Genomic DNA, 16,164 nt, shown 5'->3' on the forward strand with positions numbered 1-16,164 from the left:
GCACTTGCTGCATATGCGCAAAACCCTGTTTTGATGGAGAAATGAAATGACACCACTGCTGGAACGCACGCTCTGGCATCCCGTGGCCATGGGCCATGTCGTCGGCAGCCAGCCGCTTGCCGTGACGCTGCTGGGCGAGGAACTCGTGCTCTGGCGCGATGGCGCCGGTGCTGCCCAGGCCTGGCTGGACCAGTGCCCGCACCGCGGCGCCAAGTTTTCCATGGGCCGCGTGGAAGATGGGCAGATTGAATGCCCCTACCACGGCTGGCGCTTCGAGGGCGGCGGGCAATGCACCCGCATCCCCGCCACGCCGCAGTTCACGCCCGGACCGCGCTACCACGCCCAGACGTTCGAAGTGCAGGAAGCGTACGGCATGGTCTGGGTGCGGCTGGAGGCGCCGCAGGGGCAGGCCTTGCCCATCCACGCGCTGCCGGTGTTCGCCGCCGAGGCCGAAGCGCGCCTGCGCAAGACCACCAGCGGGCCGTACTTCGTCAAGGCCAGCGCGCCGCGCATCATCGAGAACTTCCTCGACATGGCGCATTTCGGCTACGTGCACGAAGGCTGGCTCGGCAGCCGCGCGCACACCGTCATCGAACCCTACGAGGTCAAGCCCACGGCAACCGGCGTGCGCGCCACCGGCTGCTTTGCCTGGCAGCCGCAATCGTCCATCCACGCGCAGGGCGGCGCCCAGGTGGAATACACCTACGAGGTCAGCGCGCCCTACATGGCCGTACTCACCAAGCAGCCCGAGCCGGGCAGCACGGCGATAGAAGGCCTGTGGGAATCGATCGCGATGTTCGTCTGCCCCATCGGCGAAGAGAGCAGCATGGCCTGGACGCGCATGGCGATGAACGATTTCAGCTCGCCCGACGCGCGCCTGATCAATTTTCAGGACCACATCTTCAGCCAGGATCAGCCGATTCTTGAATCGCAGCGTCCCAAGCGCCTGCCGCTGGCCCCCCATGCCGAAGCCCATGGCTCGGCCGACCGCATGTCCACCGCCTACCGGCGCTACCTCAAGGAAAGCGGCATCACCTGGGGTGTTTCGCTGTAACACCCGGCGCCGGAGTGCCAGCGCACCGGCGGCGCCTCAGCCCGACTTCCACATGCCAGACCAGCCCAAGCCCAAGCCCCAAAGAGCTGTTCATCCCAGGACGGCCAGCGGGCAGGCCCGGAAAGCCCGCACGCGCGCAGCCATCATCGAGGCAGCGATCCCGGTATTCGCTCGCCACGGACCGGACATCCCGGTCATCGACGATTTCGTGAAGGCGGCGGGCATTTCTCGAGGCACGTTCTACAACTACTTCCAGACCACCCGGGAGCTGCTGGAGGCGGCGATGGCCTGCATCTCGGACGAACTGATCGAAACCATCATCCCGGCGGTCGCCGACGAGCCCAACCCCGTCATCCGCTTTGCCACTGCGGCGCGGCTGTTCTACCGCAAGGCCAGGCTCGATCCGGTGTTCAGGGCTTTTTTCAACTCGGTTTCCGGCGTCGGCAGCCTGGCGATGCAGCGTGCCCACGCCGATATGGTGGAGGCCATCGACCAGGGCCTGGTCAAGGTCAGGGACATCGAGCTGGCCGACGCGATCGCTTTCGGCGTGATGGTGTTTGCCCTGCGAGCCTCCGACGTGGAGGCAAGCGGCCAGGAACGCACCCGGGAGGTGGTGCGCGCCATGCTGAATGCGCTGGGCGTGGCGCCCGAGCTGATTGACCAGGCTTTGAAAGTTCCATTGCCGCCTGTTGTTCCATCGAGCCAGGTTTGATAGGTGTTTTCCCTTAAATTGACATTTATGTCATTGACGAAATTGTCAATTTAAATAGACTTACCCTCATCTTCTCTGGATTGCTTCGCCTGGCGTGAACGATCCATGCGCGCGGTGCGCGGCCACGAGGCGAGACGGTGCGGTGGAAAGTCGGCATGACGCAAACCCAGTTCGTTGAAGGACAGACCGAAAGTGGCGCCGCCTGGCGCGTCGCCTACCGCGTGAGCGGCGCGGGCGAAGACGTGATCCTGCTGCACGGCGGCGGGCCCGGCGCCACCGGCGCCAGCAACTACAGCAAGAACATCGACGCGCTGTCCCAGCACTTTCGCTGCTGGGTGATCGATTTCCCCGGCTGGGGCCAAAGCTCGAAGAATCTGAACGCCTTCGGCGGCCTGGGGCCGTTCCACAACGGCGGGCGGGCGGTGCGGCACTTCATGGATGCGCTGGGCCTCAAGCGCGCGCACCTGGTCGGCAATTCGTTCGGCGGCGCCTCGGCCCTGTGCCTGGCGATGGACCAGCCCGAGCGAGTGAACCGGCTGGTGCTGATGGGCCCGGGCGGCGGCGTGGTGGCCGGCGCCAAGGGCCCGACCGAGGGCATCAGGCTGCTGCTGAACTACTACCTGGGCGACGGCCCCAGCCTGGAAAAGCTGCAGGCCTTCATCGCCCATCTGGTGCACGACAGCTCGCTCTTGACGCCCGAACTGATTCGCGGCCGCTTCGAGGCCAGCATGGATCCCGGGATCCGCGCCAACCCGCCCCTGGTGCCGCCGCCGGGCGGCCCGGGCAAGGAGACCTTCATCAGCCTGGACCCGCGCCTGGCCAACGTGGCGCACCGCGCGCTGTTCATCTGGGGCCTGCAGGACAAGGTCAACCCGGCGCAGGGCCTGGAGCCGTTCAGGGTGATGCCCAACGCCGACTACCTGCTGCTGACCAACTGCGGCCACTGGGCGCAGTGGGAGCACGCGCAGCGCTTCAACGACGTGGTGACCAGCTTCCTGCTGCACGCCGACTGACGGAGGCGCCGGCGTGTGCCGGTGCCTCCGCTCCACTCCTTCCACCGCGATTTTTCGCGCCCGCTGCGCCGAGCCTCGAGGTCCGGCGGGGGCCTGACTTTCTCTTTTTTCTACTTCCGACAGGAGACGACCATGACTGTTTGCGTTCACGAACTGGGCTACCTCGGTTTCGAGGTGTCCGACATGCCGCGCTGGGAGCGCTTCGCCCGCGAGGTGCTGGGCGTGGGCGTCAGCCGCGGCCCGCAGGACACGCTGCGCCTGCGGCTCGACGCCGCGCCGGCGCGCTTCATCCTGCGCCAGGGCGGCGCCAACGACTTTGCCTTCGCCGGCTGGAAGCTGGCCTCCGCCGCCGAGGCCGATGCGTTCGCCCGCCAGCTCGACAGCCTGGGGCTGAAGGGCACTTGGGGCACGGACGATGAACTCGCCGTGCGCCACGCCCAGCGCATGCTGCATTTCACCGATCCCGAGGGCAATCGCCACGAGGTCTACGTCGCGGCGCCGACGCAGGAGGCGCCGTTTCGCTCGCATTTGGTGAGCTCGGGCTTCATCACCGGCGCGGGCGGCGCCGGCCACGTCGTGTTTGAGGCCGAACACTATCCGGACACCATCGCCTTCGCCAACCAGGCGCTGGGTGCGCGCCTGAGCGACCACATCAACCTGGTGCCGGTGCCAGGCGTGGACATCGAGGTCTCGTTCTTTCATGCCAACGAGCGCCACCACTCGCTGGCCGTGGCGCCGCGCTCACCTGCGCCGGGGCCGCGCAAGCGCATCCACCACTTCATGATCGAAGTCGCCAGCATGGCCGACGTCGGCCGAGCGCGCGACCGCTGCCTGAACTTTGGCCTGCCGGTGGTGATGGACATTGGCCAGCATCCGAACGACCAGATGGTTTCGTTCTACGCCCACACACCTTCCGGCTTCCTGGTCGAGGTCGGCTGGGGCGGTGTGAAGGTGGACGACGCCAGCTGGCAGGTCGCCGACTACGACCACGTGAGCGCCTGGGGCCATCGCCCCTACGGCGTGCGGCCGGAAGAGGCTTCGGCGATGCCGGCGCCCGTGGTGGAGGTGGCCTGACATGAGCACTACGGAAAAAACCTTCGACGCCGACGTCGCCATCGTCGGCTACGGCCCCAGCGGCCTGGCCGCCGCGCTGTGCCTGGGCCATTACGGCATACGCGCCATCGCCTTTGAACGCGACCGCGAAATCTATCCACGCGCCCGCGCCGTCACCGTCAACGACTGGACCATGCGTTGCTTTCAGTCGCTGGGGCTCGATGAAGAACTGGCGCGCACCATGGATCCAACCGCGGCGCTGCGCTGGGTCACCTACGACGGCCAGCAGATCACGCGGCTGGATTTTCCGCCCTCGCGCATCGGCCGCCACCCCACGTCCTACGCCATCTACCAGCCGGCGATGGAGCAGGTGCTGCGCAAGGCGAATGAGCGCCATGCCGAGCATGTGGACGTGCGCTACGGCGTGGAAGTGAACGATCTGGTGCAGGACGCCGATGGCGTCACGCTGAGCACGCGCCAACTTGCCAGCGGCACCACCGGGACGGTTCGTGCGCGCTATGTGCTGGCCTGCGACGGCGGCGCCAGCACCACGCGCGAGCGCCTCGACATCAAGCTCATCGGCGAGACGCGCGAAGTGAAGTGGGTGGTGATTGACGCCAAGGTCAAGCGCTGGTGGCCCGAGCGGCACATCCTCACGTTCTGGTCCGACAAGCAGCGCCCGGTGGTGGACATCGCACTGGCCCAGGGCAACCATCGCTGGGAGTTTCCGCTCGAGCCACACGAATCCGAGGCCGATTTCGCCACCCACGAGCAGCTGTGGAAGCTGCTCAACTCGCTGGGCGTGACGCCCGACGATGTGGAGATCCACCAGCACGCCTTCTACAAGCACCACATCCGCCACGCCGAGCGCTGGCGCCAGGGGCGCGTGTTCCTGTTGGGCGACGCCGGCCACCTGATGCCACCATGGGCCGGCGCCGGCATGCAGTCGGGCATCCGCGATGCCTTCAACATCAGCTGGAAGCTGCGCGAGGTGCTGCGCGGCACGCTGCCCGACGCGCTGCTCGACAGCTATCAGGCCGAACGCGAGCCCAACGTCGCTTTCTACACCGGCGTGGCGGTGCAGCTGGGCCGCATCATCCAGCAGCAACTGAGCGAGGATGAGATGGTCGCCATGGCGCCCAAGCCGGGCGAACCGCCGCCCGAGCCACCGTTGCTGTGGAATCCTTGGTACGAGGCCGGCTGGCTGCGTGGCGCGCCGACGCCCGACAGCGCCGTCGGCAAGATGATTCCGCAGCCCCGCGTGGGTGACGCGCGCGGCCGACTGTGCTGGCTCGACGAGCAACTGGGCGACGGCTTTGCCCTGCTGGGCGACGGCATCGATCCGCGCGCGCTGCTCACGCCGGGCGAGCAGGCCGGCTGGGACGCGCTACGCGCGCGCTACCTGCGCGTGATTGCACCCGAACAGCAGGGCAAGGGCACGGACGACATCGTCGATCTGGACGGCGCGCTGCTGGCCTGGATGCGCCGCTACGGTGTCAAGGCCATCGCGGTGCGGCCCGACCGCTTCGTCGCGGCGGCCGATGCGTCGGGGCTGGCGCTGCCGTCCGCCGCCAACCCGCAAGCCGCGATGACCGCGGTCGCATGAGGACGCCCGCATGAAACTCGCACGCTTCACGGTGGATGGGCACACGGCGATCGGCGTCGTGCTGGGGGATAGTGTGGTAGCGCTTTCGTCGGTGCTGCCGGATGCGCCATCGACCCTGCGTGAGGTGCTGGCCGCGGGGCCCCCGCTTCGGCAGCGGATCGTGGCGGCACTGCCACTGGCACCGGCCGGCCACGCGCTGGCCGACGTGCACCTGGAGGCACCGATCCCGGACGCCTCCAAGTACCTGGCCATCGGCATGAACTACCAGGACCACGCCGAAGAGGCACGCCGCGCCGGCCTGTCCATCCCCAAGACACAGCTGTGGTTCAACAAGCAGGTCAGCTGCATCCACGGTCCGTTCGATCCGGTGCTGATCCCCAGGGTATCAGAGAAGGTGGATTACGAAATCGAGCTCGGGGTGGTCATAGGCCGGCGTTGCCGCTATGTCGCCGAGAGCGAGGCCCATGCGGTGGTTGGCGGCTATTTCGTGGCCAACGACGTCTCGGCGCGCGACTGGCAGCAGGCGAGCCCGACCTTCACGCTCGGCAAGTCCTTCGACACCCACGGGCCCATCGGCCCCTGGATCGTGACTCCGGACGAGGTGGCCGATCCCCATGCGCTGGAGATGCGCCTGTTCGTCAACGGCGAGTTGCGCCAGCGCCAGCGCACCGGCAACATGATCTACACCATCTGGCAGCAGATTCATCACCTGAGCCAGGTGATGACGCTCGAACCCGGCGACCTCATCGCCACGGGCACCTGCGCCGGGGTTGGCATCGCTTCGGCGCGGTTCCTCCAGCACGGCGACGTGGTACGGGCCGAGATCGACGCCATCGGTCATATCGAGAACCGCTTCATCTCGGAGCCCGCCGTGCGCGGCTAGGCCGCCCGACACCCGATTCGTGGTGGGTTCCCCACGACGACGTTTCCTGTGTCCAGCTTCGGGCGCCCAAGCCCGGGGCTGGTTGTGCGTGCCCGCTCGGACAACACCCTCGGGGTCAAGGCGGTGTTCCCACCCTTGATCGGGCCGCATCAAAAACCCATTCATCGTTGACAAAAGAAAGAGCAAGACATGGAAAATTCGGTCTCAAAAGGCGGCATGGCCGTCCTGGTCGTCGGCCACATCGCCGGCATGATCGACATGGTGGCGCTGCCGCTGTGGGTGGGCGTGCTGATGCAGACGCACCTGTTCACGCCGCAGATGGCGGGCCTGACGGTCACCACCTTTCTGCTGGCGGTGGCGCTCACCAGCGTGGTGCTTTCGCCCTTGTTCACCCGGCTGCCGCGGCGCGCACTGGCCGCGGCCGGCTACATCGTGGCTGCCGGGTGCTTCTACGTGGCCGCCGGCGTATCGGGCGGGACCGATGTGCTGGCCCGCATGCTGGTGCTGCATGCGCTGGCCGGTGTCGGCGTGGGCGCGGGCCTGTCCATGACTTACGGCGGCATGGGGCGCACGCCCAATCCGCACCGCATGTTCGCCGTCGCGCATGCCTTGCTGGGCATCTTCGCCGTGGGCTTTCTGGGCCTGATGCCCCGGGCCATCCAGAGCGTGGGCGGCCACAGCATCTTCCTGGCCTTCTTCGTGATCATGCTGGTGGCGGCCGTGGTCATCGCCATCGGGTATCCGCGCCTGCAGGCCAAGGACGCGCCGCGCGTGGCGTCCGCCGCGAAGATCCCGCGCGCCGCCTGGCTGGCGATCGCGGCGGTGATCTTCCTCACGCTGAACTACGGCATGACCTTCAGCTTCATCGAGCGCGTGGGCGTCGAGCGCGGCTTTCCGGCCGGCATGGTGGCGCTGGTGCTGCTGGCGCTGGGCCTGATCAACATGGTGCCCGGCCCGCTGGCGGCGCTGCTGGAACGCAGCGTCTCTGCCGTCACCGTCGGACTGGTCGCTCCGGCGGCGCAGGCGCTGCTGGCCATCGTGGTGTTCAGCGCGCTCGACTTCGCGCCCTATGCGGTCGCGGCGGCCTTCTGCGTGTTCCCGGTCATGTTCGGCCACATCTTTCTGTTTGGCCTGATCGCACGCTTGGATCCGACCGGGCGTGCCACGGCGTCCACGCCGGCGATGGTGATGATCGGCTCCTCGGTCGGCCCGCTGCTGGGTGGCACCCTGGTGCAGACTTTCGGCTATTCCGCCGTTGGCGCAGCGTCGGCGGTCGTCGCGTGCCTGGCGATCGGCATGGTGCTGCTGATACGGCAGCAAGGTGCCGTGATGGAGGTGCGAGAGGCCGCTTGACCGCTTGCCCGGAGCCGGTGCAAAAGGAGGCCCATCAAGGTGCCATCCTTGCTGGAACGTGTCGTCTTGATTGCATCCCGATAAAATTGGCGAGCCGCCTCAAGGAGCGTTGCAGCGGACCGCCAGGGTCCGTCAGGCTTGGGGCGGCGGTTTTTCCCAACGGCGCTCACCAGATCAATGCGCACGCATTGCGCGGGTGAGTCAGATGTCTGCCGTAGTTCCCCCTCCCCTGAAGCTTTCCGGTCTCGAACCCGTCGTGATCGGCGACGGTTCGCTGTTCGTCAACGTCGGCGAGCGCACCAACGTCACCGGTTCCAAGGTCTTCGCCCGGATGATCATCGCCGAGCAGTATGAACAGGCGCTGTCGGTGGCGCGCCAGCAGGTGGAAAACGGCGCGCAGATCATCGATGTGAACATGGACGAGGCCATGCTCGACGGCAAGGCCGCGATGGTGCGCTTTCTGCGCATGCTGGGCTCCGAGCCCGACATCGCCAAGGTGCCGGTGATGGTCGATTCCTCCAAGTGGGAGATCATCGAAGCCGGCCTGCGCTGCCTGCAGGGGAAGGGCATCGTCAACTCCATCAGCATGAAGGAGGGTGTGCAGGAGTTCAAGGACCACGCGCTGCGCGTGAAGCGCTACGGTGCCGCCGCTGTGGTGATGGCGTTTGACGAGCAGGGGCAGGCAGACACCTTGGCGCGGCGCATCGAAATCTGCACACGGGCCTACCGCATCCTGGTTGACGAAGTCGGCTTTCCGCCCGAGGACATCATCTTCGACCCCAACGTGTTCCCGATCGCCACCGGCATCGAGGAGCATGCGAGGAACGGCATCGACTTCATCGAGGCGACGCGCTGGATCAAGCAGAACCTGCCGGGCGCCAAGGTCTCGGGCGGCATCTCCAACGTGAGCTTTTCGTTTCGCGGCAACGATCCGGTGCGCGAGGCCATCCACACCGTGTTCCTCTACCACGCCATTCGCGCCGGACTCGATATGGGCATCGTCAACGCCGGAATGATCGGCGTGTACGATGACCTGGAGCCCGAGCTGCGCACGCGCGTGGAAGACGTGGTGCTGAACCGCCGCCCCGACGCGGCGGAGCGGCTGCTGGAAATCGCCGAGAGTGCCAAGGGCGCGGCGCGCGACGACAGCAAGAAGCTCGAATGGCGTGGCACTCCCGAGGCTCCCGCGCCCGTGGGCCAGCGCCTGTCGCACGCGCTGGTGCATGGCATCACCGATTTCATCGTGGCGGATACCGAAGAGGCTTATCAGCAGATCTGCGTCCAGGGCGGCGCGCGGCCACTGGCGGTGATCGAGGGGCCGCTGATGGACGGCATGAACATCGTCGGCGACCTGTTCGGCGCCGGCAAGATGTTTCTGCCACAGGTGGTGAAAAGCGCGCGCGTGATGAAGCAGGCGGTGGCCCACCTCGTGCCCTACATCGAAGCGGAAAAGGAAGCGCAGAAGGCCGCGGGCATCGATATTTCCAGCAAGGGCAAGCTGGTGGTCTGCACCGTCAAGGGCGATGTGCACGACATCGGCAAGAACATCGTCACCGTCGTCCTGCAGTGCAACAATTTCGAGGTGGTGAATCTGGGCGTGATGGTGCCGGCGCACGAGCTGCTGGCCAAGGCCAAGGAGATGCAGGCCGACATCGTCGGCGTATCGGGTCTCATCACGCCGAGCCTGGAGGAAATGCAGCATGTCGCCGCCGAGATGAACAAGGACGCGTACTTCACCAGCCGCCAGATACCGCTGCTGATCGGCGGCGCGACCTGTTCGCGCGTGCACACCGCGGTGAAGATCGCGCCCAAGTACGACGGGCCGGTGATCTACGTGCCCGACGCGTCGCGCAGCGTGGGCGTGGCGCAGAGCCTGCTGGGCGAAGGGCGCGCCGCCTACCTGCAGGAAATCCAGACCGACTACGCCCACGTGCGCAAGCTCAACGCGCGCAAGAAGCGCGTGCCGCTGTGGACGATAGCGCAGGCGCGGGCCAACGCGACCAAGGTGGATTTCACGCACTATCAGCCGACGGCACCGAAGTTCCTCGGGCGGCGCATGTTCATCAATTTCGACCTCGAAGAGATCGTCAAATACCTGGACTGGGCGCCGTTCTTCCAGACCTGGGACCTGGCGGGCGCCTACCCGGCGATCCTGCAGGATGAGGTGGTGGGTGAGGAAGCGCGCAAGGTCTTTGCCGACGGCCAGGCCATGCTCAGAAACATCATCGAACACCGCTGGGTGCAGGCCAATGGCGTGATCGGCCTGTACCCGGCCAACCGCGTGGGCGACGACATCGAGTTCTACACCGACGAAAGCCGCAGCCAGGTGCTGATGACCTGGTATGGCGTGCGCCAGCAGACCGAGAAGACGCCAGTGAACGGCGTGATGCGGCCCAGCCGGTGTCTGGCGGACTTCATCGCGACGAAAGAATCGGGCATCAAGGACTACGCCGGCATGTTCGCCGTCACCGGCGGCATAGGCGCGGAGAAGAAAGAAAAGGAGTTCATGGAGCAGCTCGACGACTATTCCAACATCCTCTTCAAGGCACTGTGCGACCGGCTGGCCGAATCCTTCGCCGAATGCCTGCACGCGCGCGTGCGCCGCGACCTCTGGGGCTATGCGGCCGATGAGACGCTGGACCGCGACGCCATGATCGCGGAGAAATACCAGGGCATACGCCCTGCGCCCGGCTACCCGGCCTGCCCCGATCACACTGTGAAGCAGACGCTGTTCGATACCCTGAATGCGCCCGAGGCCGGCATAGAGGTGACCGACAGTTTTGCCATGATTCCGCCGTCGAGCGTGAGCGGCTTCTACCTCGCGCACCCCGAATCGACCTATTTCACCACCGGCCAGATCGGCGACGACCAGGTCCAGGACATGGCCGCGCGGCGCGGCATGGATGTCGAGGAGCTGCGCCACCGGCTGGCGCAGAACCTGGCATGAAGCCGCATGTCCTCGTCTGCGGCGGCGCCGGCTACATCGGCTCGCACATGTGCAAGCGCCTGGCGCGTGCCGGCCTGGTGCCCGTCACCTTCGACAACCTCGCCACCGGCCACCGCAGCGCGGTGCAATGGGGGCCGCTGGAAATCGGTGATCTGCTCCATCCTGCCGACCTGAGCGCCGTTTTTGCGCGCTATCCGCTGCAGGCGGTGCTGCATTTCGCCGCGCGTTCGCTGGTGGGCGAATCGGCGCGCGAGCCGGCGCTGTACCTGCGCAACAACGTCACCGGGACGCTCAATTTGCTCGACGCCATGCGCAGCGCCGGCGTGGGCAAGCTGGTGTTTTCCTCCACCGCCGCGGTCTATGGCAACCCGCTGTACACGCCGATCGACGAAGCCCATCCAGCGCAACCCATCAACCCCTACGGCCTGAGCAAATGGCTGGCCGAGCAGCAGATCCGCGCCTATTGCGAAGCCTATGGCCTGCGCGCCGTCTGCCTGCGCTACTTCAACGCCGCCGGCGCCGACGCCGACGGCGAAACCGGCGAAGCGCACGAGCCCGAAACCCATCTGATTCCGAACATCATCCGCGCGGCCCTCACGCCATCACTCGGCCCGGTCAAGCTCTTCGGCAATGACTACCCGACGGCGGACGGCACCTGCGTGCGCGACTACATCCACGTCGAAGACCTGGCGCAAGCCCATCTGCTCGCTCTGGATTACATGAACGGGCAGGCAGGCTTTCATGTGTTCAACCTGGGCACCGGTCAGGGCAATTCCGTCGCCGAAGTGCTCGCGCAATGCCAGGCGCTGTGCGCCGGTGCGCCGGCCAGCGAAACGCAGCCGCGCCGCCCCGGAGACCCGGCCACGCTGGTGGCCAGCGCCACGCTGGCGCGCGAGACGCTGGGCTGGACGCCGCGGCATGGCCTAGACAGCATCTTGCGCAGTGCGCTGCGCTGGCACCAGGGAAGCGCTACAGCTGCAGCATGCCCACCGACTGCAGATCGATGATCTGCAGCCCGCGCCCCCGTTCCAGCTGACGCACCTCGCGCATGATGGCCGCGCCTTCGCTGGGCTTGAGGTGCGATATGTACACCGGGAAACCTGCCGGATCGGCGATGTGCGCGAGCTCCTGCGCCAGTGCGGCAGGCGTCAGGTGCCCGCTCTTGCGTGCCAGCGCCTGCTCGCGGTTGCTGAAAGCCGTCTCCATGACCAGCGCGCCCACGCCCGGCGCCTGCGCGTGCAGGGCGTTCACGCGCTGCCAGAAGGCCGGCGCCCCGCCCTCGGTATCACCGCTGAAGACCCACCACGGACCTGCCCCGCGCACCGCATAGCCCACGGCAGGCACGCTGTGGCGTGCGGGCAAGGCTTCCAGCGTGAGGCCGGACAACGCAAACACATCGCCCACGCCCAAGGGGTGCAGCTGCACCAGGGGGGCCTCCGGCCGTGGAATGCGCGTGAAATCCGGCCAGATCACGTCGTTGAAAATGTGCTCGCGCAAGGCCTTCAGCGTTTGCGGCAGGGCAAACACCTGCAGCGGCGCCGCACGCTGAGTGCCTACGGTGTCCAGCAGCAGCGGCAGCGCGGCGATGTGGTCGAGGTGCGAATGGGTGAGAAAGACATGGGTGATGCCGCCCATTGCCTCGACGGTGAGCTCGCCCACGCCGGTGCCTGCATCCACCAGGATACGGTCGTCCAGGCAAAAGGCGGTCGTGCGCGAACCACGGGCAATGGAGCCGCTGCAGCCAAGCACGCGTACCTTCATCGGCCGGGCTGCCTGCTCAGCGCAGCAGAAATTCCATCTGCGTGTCGCCCAGCACGATCCGATCGCCGGGCTGCAGCGGGTGGGGCTGCGTGATCGCCTGCCCGTTGACGCTGGGCGCCGTGCCATCCACCTGCGCCAGCAGATAGCCATGCGGACGGTGGCTGATCGACGCCACGGCTTCGCCCGGCTTGCCCAGGGTCGTGACGACTTTGGTGAGCACCAGTTCCCGACCGGCGCCCGGCCCCGTCAGCACGCGTACCAGCGCCTGGCCTGCGGCGGGCGGCGCAGCGGGTGCCAAGGGCCGCGCGGCGGGCTCGGGGACGGGCTCAGAGGCGTGCGACGCAGCAGGCGCGCCCTGTACAAAGCGCACCTCGTACTTTCCGATGATGACCTGGTCTCCGTCGCGCAGAGCCTGGCGCCGCGCCGGCTGCCCGTTGACGAAGGTGCCATTGGTACTGTGCAAGTCCTCGACTTCGACCACCTGGCCCTGCAGGTGGAAGGCTGCGTGTTCGCCACTGACAGTGAGGTTTTCGATCACGATGTCGTTGTTCGGGCGGCGCCCCAGCGTCGTGCGTGTTTTTTCAAGGTCCACCTCCTTGACGACCGTTCCTTCAAGCATGAAGACCAGGCTGGGCATGCGCTATTTCCTCTCTCGCCCCATTATCGGCGAACCATGCCGGCCGCCGCCGCGCTTGCGCGGGCCAGGACGACGCTGGTATTGTCCCGTCCACCCAGGGCGTTCGCCTGCTGCAGCAGGCGTTCGGCCAGCAGCGGCAGCGGCGAAGGGTCGCGCAGCAGGACTTCCAGGTCCTGGTCGGTCATGCGGTCGGTCAGCCCATCGGTGCAGAACAGGAAAAGATCGTCGGCTTGCACCGTGAATTCATTGATTTCCAGCCGCACCTGCGGATCCACCCCGAGCGCGCGGGTGAGGAGGTTGCGCATGCCGGAATGGCGCGCATCCTGCAGCGTCATGAGACCGCTGTCCACCTGCTCCTGCAGCCAGGTGTGATCACGCGTGATGCGGCGGAGCTGCTTGCCGCGCAGCAGATAGCCGCGCGAATCGCCGATATGGCCCAGCAGCAGCCGGTCGCGCACAAAAACGCCGACAACGAGGGTGGTCCCCATGCCAGCGTATTCCGGGTGGGCGAGTGCCGCGTTCAGGATGTCGGTGTTCGCGCGGTCCACGCAGGCAGCCAATGTCTCGCGGATGAGCGTGACATCCACCTCGCGGCCCGCAGCCACCAGCCAGGCGCCGAACTCCTGTTCGAGGACCTGCACCGCCATCGCGCTGGCCACCTCGCCCGCGTTGTACCCGCCCATGCCATCGGCGACGACGATCAGGCGCACATCGGCGCAGACGGCCAGAGCATCTTCGTTGTTGCTGCGCACCCGCCCCATGTCGGTGCGCGCGCAGAACTCGTAATCCAGAAGGGAGGACATCGGCTGGCCGTCGGTGACGCCCATGGGCGTGAAACGCTGCAAGGGCGCAATGATACGGGTGGCGTGTGCTGCGCCGACAAAAAAGCCAGCTCCAGGAGCTGGCTTCGCACGAGGCGGCAACGGTCAGATCAGGCCCTTGAGGATGCGCCCCATCTCCGACGGATTGCGCGTGACCTTGAAACCGCATTCTTCCATCACCGCCAGCTTGGCCTCGGCGGTGTCGGCGCCGCCCGAAATAAGCGCGCCCGCGTGGCCCATGCGCTTGCCGGCGGGCGCCGTCACGCCGGCGATGAAGCCGACGATGGGCTTCTTCATGTGGGCCTTGCACCAGCGCGCGGCGTCGGCTTCGTCCGGACCGCCGATCTCGCCGATCATGATGACGGCGTCGGTATCCGGATCGTCGTTGAACGCGCGCATCACGTCGATGTGCTTGAGGCCATTGATCGGGTCGCCGCCGATGCCGACGGCGCTGGACTGGCCGATGCCGAGCTCGGTCAGCTGCGCCACGGCTTCATAGGTCAGCGTGCCCGAGCGCGAGACCACGCCGATGCGGCCCTTCTTGTGGATGTGGCCGGGCATGATGCCGATCTTGATCTCGTCGGGCGTGATCAGGCCGGGGCAGTTGGGGCCCAGCAGCAGCGTCTTCTTGCCGCCCTTGGCCTCCTTGGCCTTCATTCGGTTGCGCACCTGCAGCATGTCGCGCACCGGGATGCCTTCGGTGATGCAGATCGCCAGATCGAGGTCGGCTTCGACCGCCTCCCAGATCGCGGCCGCGGCACCGGCCGGCGGCACGTAGATCACGCTCACCGTGGCGCCGGTCTGCTGCGCCGCTTCCTTCACGGTGCCGTAGATCGGGATGTCGAAAATCTTCTCGCCCGCCTTCTTCGGATTCACTCCGGCGACGAAGCAGTTCTTGCCATTGGCGTATTCCTGGCACTTGCCTGTGTGGAATTGCCCGGTCTTGCCGGTGATGCCCTGGGTGATGACCTTGGTGTCTTTGTTGATGTAAATCGACATGAAATGCTCCCGGGCTTACTTGACGGCTGCGACGATTTTGGTGGCCGCTTCGGCCATGGTGTCGGCGCTGATGATGGGCAGGCCCGATTCGGCCAGCATCTTCTTGCCCAGCTCTTCGTTCGTGCCCTTCATGCGCACGACCAGTGGCACGGCAAGGTTCACCGCCTTGCAGGCGGTGATGACGCCGGTGGCGATGGTGTCGCACTTCATGATGCCGCCGAAGATGTTCACCAGGATGCCCTTGACCTTGGGGTTCTTGAGCATGATCTTGAAGGCCTCGGTGACCTTCTCGGGGGTGGCGCCGCCGCCCACGTCGAGAAAGTTGGCCGGTTCCGCGCCAAACAACTTGATGGTGTCCATCGTGGCCATGGCCAGGCCGGCGCCGTTCACCAGGCAGCCGATGTTGCCGTCCAGGCTGATGTAGGCAAGATCGAACTTGCTTGCCTGCACTTCGGCCGGGTCTTCTTCATCAAGGTCGCGCAGCGCCACGATTTCCGGGTGGCGAAACAGCGCGTTGCTGTCGAAATTGAACTTGGCGTCCAGCGCGATGATGGCGCCCTTGCTGTCGCGGTTGAGCGGGTTGATTTCCACCAGGCTGGCGTCGGTTTCCATGTAGCACTTGTAGAGCTTCTGGCAGACGTCGATGAATTGCGCGGTTGATTCCTGCGGCATGCCCACGCCGCGCGCCAGCTCCTGGCCCTGCGCTTCGGTCAGGCCCACCAGCGGATCGACGAAGGTCTTGATGATTTTTTCGGGCGTGCTGTGCGCCACTTCCTCGATGTCCATGCCGCCTTCGCTGGATGCGATGAAGGCCACTTTCTGGCTTTCGCGGTCGGTCACGACGGAGAGGTAGTATTCCTTCTGGATGTCGGCGCCGTCCTCGATGTAGAGGCGGCGCACCTTCTGGCCTTCCGGCCCGGTCTGGTGCGTGACCAGCTGCATGCCCAGAATCTGGCCGGCCAGCGCCTTCACGTCGTCAATGGTCTTGGCCACCTTCACGCCGCCGCCCTTGCCGCGGCCGCCGGCGTGGATCTGCGCCTTGACCACCCACACCGGGCCGCCGAGCTTCTGGGCCGCTTCCACGGCTTCCTGCACGGTGAACGCCGGAATGCCGCGCGGAACGGGCACGCCAAAACTGCGCAAGATTTCCTTGCCTTGGTATTCGTGAATTTTCATGAAGTCTCTCTCAGGAAAAGTTGGTGTCTTTACCCGTGCTGCCGAAGAGCGCTTGCAGGACCGCAGGTGTCGGGTCTGGGGTCGTGTCGCGCTGCAACGCTGCAGCCGCTTCACGACCTCGGCAATCGGCGAATGTATCATGTTGCGAC

14 protein-coding genes and 1 riboswitch are annotated in these 16,164 nt (G+C 66.3%); of the genes, 9 read left to right on the forward strand and 5 right to left on the reverse strand.

What is annotated here, in order from left to right; translation table 11 throughout:
* The first annotated feature begins 55 nt into the window (after nt 1-55).
* The 9 genes from K320_RS0107700 (at nt 56) to galE (ending at nt 11,628) form a co-directional block, all read left to right on the forward strand.
* Entirely contained in the window at nt 56-1,054 is a 999-nt protein-coding gene (locus K320_RS0107700) for an aromatic ring-hydroxylating dioxygenase subunit alpha (RefSeq protein ID WP_024538254.1), read from the forward strand.
* A 52-nt stretch (nt 1,055-1,106) separates the two neighbouring features.
* Nucleotides 1,107-1,766 carry a TetR/AcrR family transcriptional regulator gene (locus tag K320_RS18375; RefSeq protein ID WP_024538255.1) on the forward strand — a complete coding sequence of 220 codons (660 nt, stop codon included), beginning with the start codon at nt 1,107-1,109 and terminating at the stop codon, nt 1,764-1,766.
* 155 nt (nt 1,767-1,921) lie between these two features.
* The gene (locus K320_RS0107710; protein WP_024538256.1) at nt 1,922-2,779 is read left to right on the forward strand and encodes an alpha/beta fold hydrolase; all 858 of its coding nucleotides are present in this window, start codon (nt 1,922-1,924) and stop codon (nt 2,777-2,779) included.
* 132 nt (nt 2,780-2,911) lie between these two features.
* A complete protein-coding gene (locus tag K320_RS0107715; RefSeq protein ID WP_024538257.1) occupies nt 2,912-3,853 on the forward strand; it encodes a VOC family protein in 942 nt (313 codons plus the stop codon).
* A gap of 1 nt (nt 3,854) precedes the next feature.
* Entirely contained in the window at nt 3,855-5,438 is a 1,584-nt protein-coding gene (locus tag K320_RS0107720; RefSeq protein ID WP_024538258.1) for a bifunctional 3-(3-hydroxy-phenyl)propionate/3-hydroxycinnamic acid hydroxylase, read from the forward strand.
* A gap of 10 nt (nt 5,439-5,448) precedes the next feature.
* Complete coding sequence (locus K320_RS0107725; protein ID WP_024538259.1) at nt 5,449-6,321, forward strand: fumarylacetoacetate hydrolase family protein; 873 nt, start codon at nt 5,449-5,451, stop codon at nt 6,319-6,321.
* Between the two features lie 189 nt (nt 6,322-6,510).
* Nucleotides 6,511-7,674, forward strand: coding sequence for an MFS transporter (locus tag K320_RS0107730; protein WP_024538260.1), 1,164 nt, complete (start codon nt 6,511-6,513; stop codon nt 7,672-7,674).
* Between the two features lie 95 nt (nt 7,675-7,769).
* A riboswitch (S-adenosyl-L-homocysteine riboswitch) is annotated at nt 7,770-7,849 on the forward strand.
* Between the two features lie 30 nt (nt 7,850-7,879).
* Complete coding sequence (gene metH / locus K320_RS0107735) at nt 7,880-10,621, forward strand: methionine synthase (RefSeq protein ID WP_024538261.1); 2,742 nt, start codon at nt 7,880-7,882, stop codon at nt 10,619-10,621.
* The gene (galE, locus tag K320_RS0107740; protein ID WP_024538262.1) at nt 10,618-11,628 is read left to right on the forward strand and encodes a UDP-glucose 4-epimerase GalE; all 1,011 of its coding nucleotides are present in this window, start codon (nt 10,618-10,620) and stop codon (nt 11,626-11,628) included. Before metH ends, galE begins: the two co-directional genes overlap by 4 nt.
* Here galE and K320_RS0107745 read toward each other — a convergent pair.
* From K320_RS0107745 to sucC, 5 genes are all read right to left on the reverse strand, one after another.
* Nucleotides 11,591-12,382: an MBL fold metallo-hydrolase gene (locus tag K320_RS0107745; RefSeq protein WP_024538263.1), complete on the reverse strand. Its 792-nt coding sequence runs from the start codon at nt 12,380-12,382 to the stop codon at nt 11,591-11,593. The two genes, galE and K320_RS0107745, sit on opposite strands and share 38 nt — an antisense overlap.
* A 16-nt stretch (nt 12,383-12,398) precedes the next feature.
* Nucleotides 12,399-13,019, reverse strand: coding sequence for an FHA domain-containing protein (locus tag K320_RS0107750; protein WP_024538264.1), 621 nt, complete (start codon nt 13,017-13,019; stop codon nt 12,399-12,401).
* Between the two features lie 23 nt (nt 13,020-13,042).
* Entirely contained in the window at nt 13,043-13,822 is a 780-nt protein-coding gene (locus K320_RS0107755; RefSeq protein WP_029695930.1) for a Stp1/IreP family PP2C-type Ser/Thr phosphatase, read from the reverse strand.
* A 123-nt stretch (nt 13,823-13,945) separates the two neighbouring features.
* A complete protein-coding gene (gene sucD, locus K320_RS0107760) occupies nt 13,946-14,839 on the reverse strand; it encodes a succinate--CoA ligase subunit alpha (protein ID WP_024538266.1) in 894 nt (297 codons plus the stop codon).
* A 15-nt stretch (nt 14,840-14,854) separates the two neighbouring features.
* Nucleotides 14,855-16,015 (reverse strand): ADP-forming succinate--CoA ligase subunit beta, encoded by a 1,161-nt coding sequence (gene sucC, locus K320_RS0107765; protein WP_024538267.1) that lies wholly within the window; start codon nt 16,013-16,015, stop codon nt 14,855-14,857.
* Nucleotides 16,016-16,164: the final 149 nt, after the last annotated feature.

The organism is Comamonas badia DSM 17552 (genome assembly GCF_000484635.1).
In the GTDB taxonomy this organism is placed as follows: Bacteria; Pseudomonadota; Gammaproteobacteria; order Burkholderiales; family Burkholderiaceae_C; genus Comamonas_C; species Comamonas_C badia.

Bases quoted from the DNA above. Each gene is read 5' to 3' on its own strand.
- K320_RS18375 (WP_024538255.1), top strand. From the start codon at position 1,107: ATGCCAGACCAGCCCAAGCCCAAGCCCCAAAGAGCTGTTCATCCCAGG.
- K320_RS0107710 (WP_024538256.1), top strand. From the start codon at position 1,922: ATGACGCAAACCCAGTTCGTTGAAGGACAGACCGAAAGTGGCGCCGCC.
- K320_RS0107715 (WP_024538257.1), top strand. From the start codon at position 2,912: ATGACTGTTTGCGTTCACGAACTGGGCTACCTCGGTTTCGAGGTGTCC.
- K320_RS0107720 (WP_024538258.1), top strand. From the start codon at position 3,855: ATGAGCACTACGGAAAAAACCTTCGACGCCGACGTCGCCATCGTCGGC.
- K320_RS0107725 (WP_024538259.1), top strand. From the start codon at position 5,449: ATGAAACTCGCACGCTTCACGGTGGATGGGCACACGGCGATCGGCGTC.
- K320_RS0107730 (WP_024538260.1), top strand. From the start codon at position 6,511: ATGGAAAATTCGGTCTCAAAAGGCGGCATGGCCGTCCTGGTCGTCGGC.
- metH (WP_024538261.1), top strand. From the start codon at position 7,880: ATGTCTGCCGTAGTTCCCCCTCCCCTGAAGCTTTCCGGTCTCGAACCC.
- galE (WP_024538262.1), top strand. From the start codon at position 10,618: ATGAAGCCGCATGTCCTCGTCTGCGGCGGCGCCGGCTACATCGGCTCG.
- K320_RS0107745 (WP_024538263.1), bottom strand. From the start codon at position 12,382: ATGAAGGTACGCGTGCTTGGCTGCAGCGGCTCCATTGCCCGTGGTTCG.
- K320_RS0107750 (WP_024538264.1), bottom strand. From the start codon at position 13,019: ATGCCCAGCCTGGTCTTCATGCTTGAAGGAACGGTCGTCAAGGAGGTG.
- K320_RS0107755 (WP_029695930.1), bottom strand. From the start codon at position 13,822: ATGTCCTCCCTTCTGGATTACGAGTTCTGCGCGCGCACCGACATGGGG.
- sucD (WP_024538266.1), bottom strand. From the start codon at position 14,839: ATGTCGATTTACATCAACAAAGACACCAAGGTCATCACCCAGGGCATC.
- sucC (WP_024538267.1), bottom strand. From the start codon at position 16,015: ATGAAAATTCACGAATACCAAGGCAAGGAAATCTTGCGCAGTTTTGGC.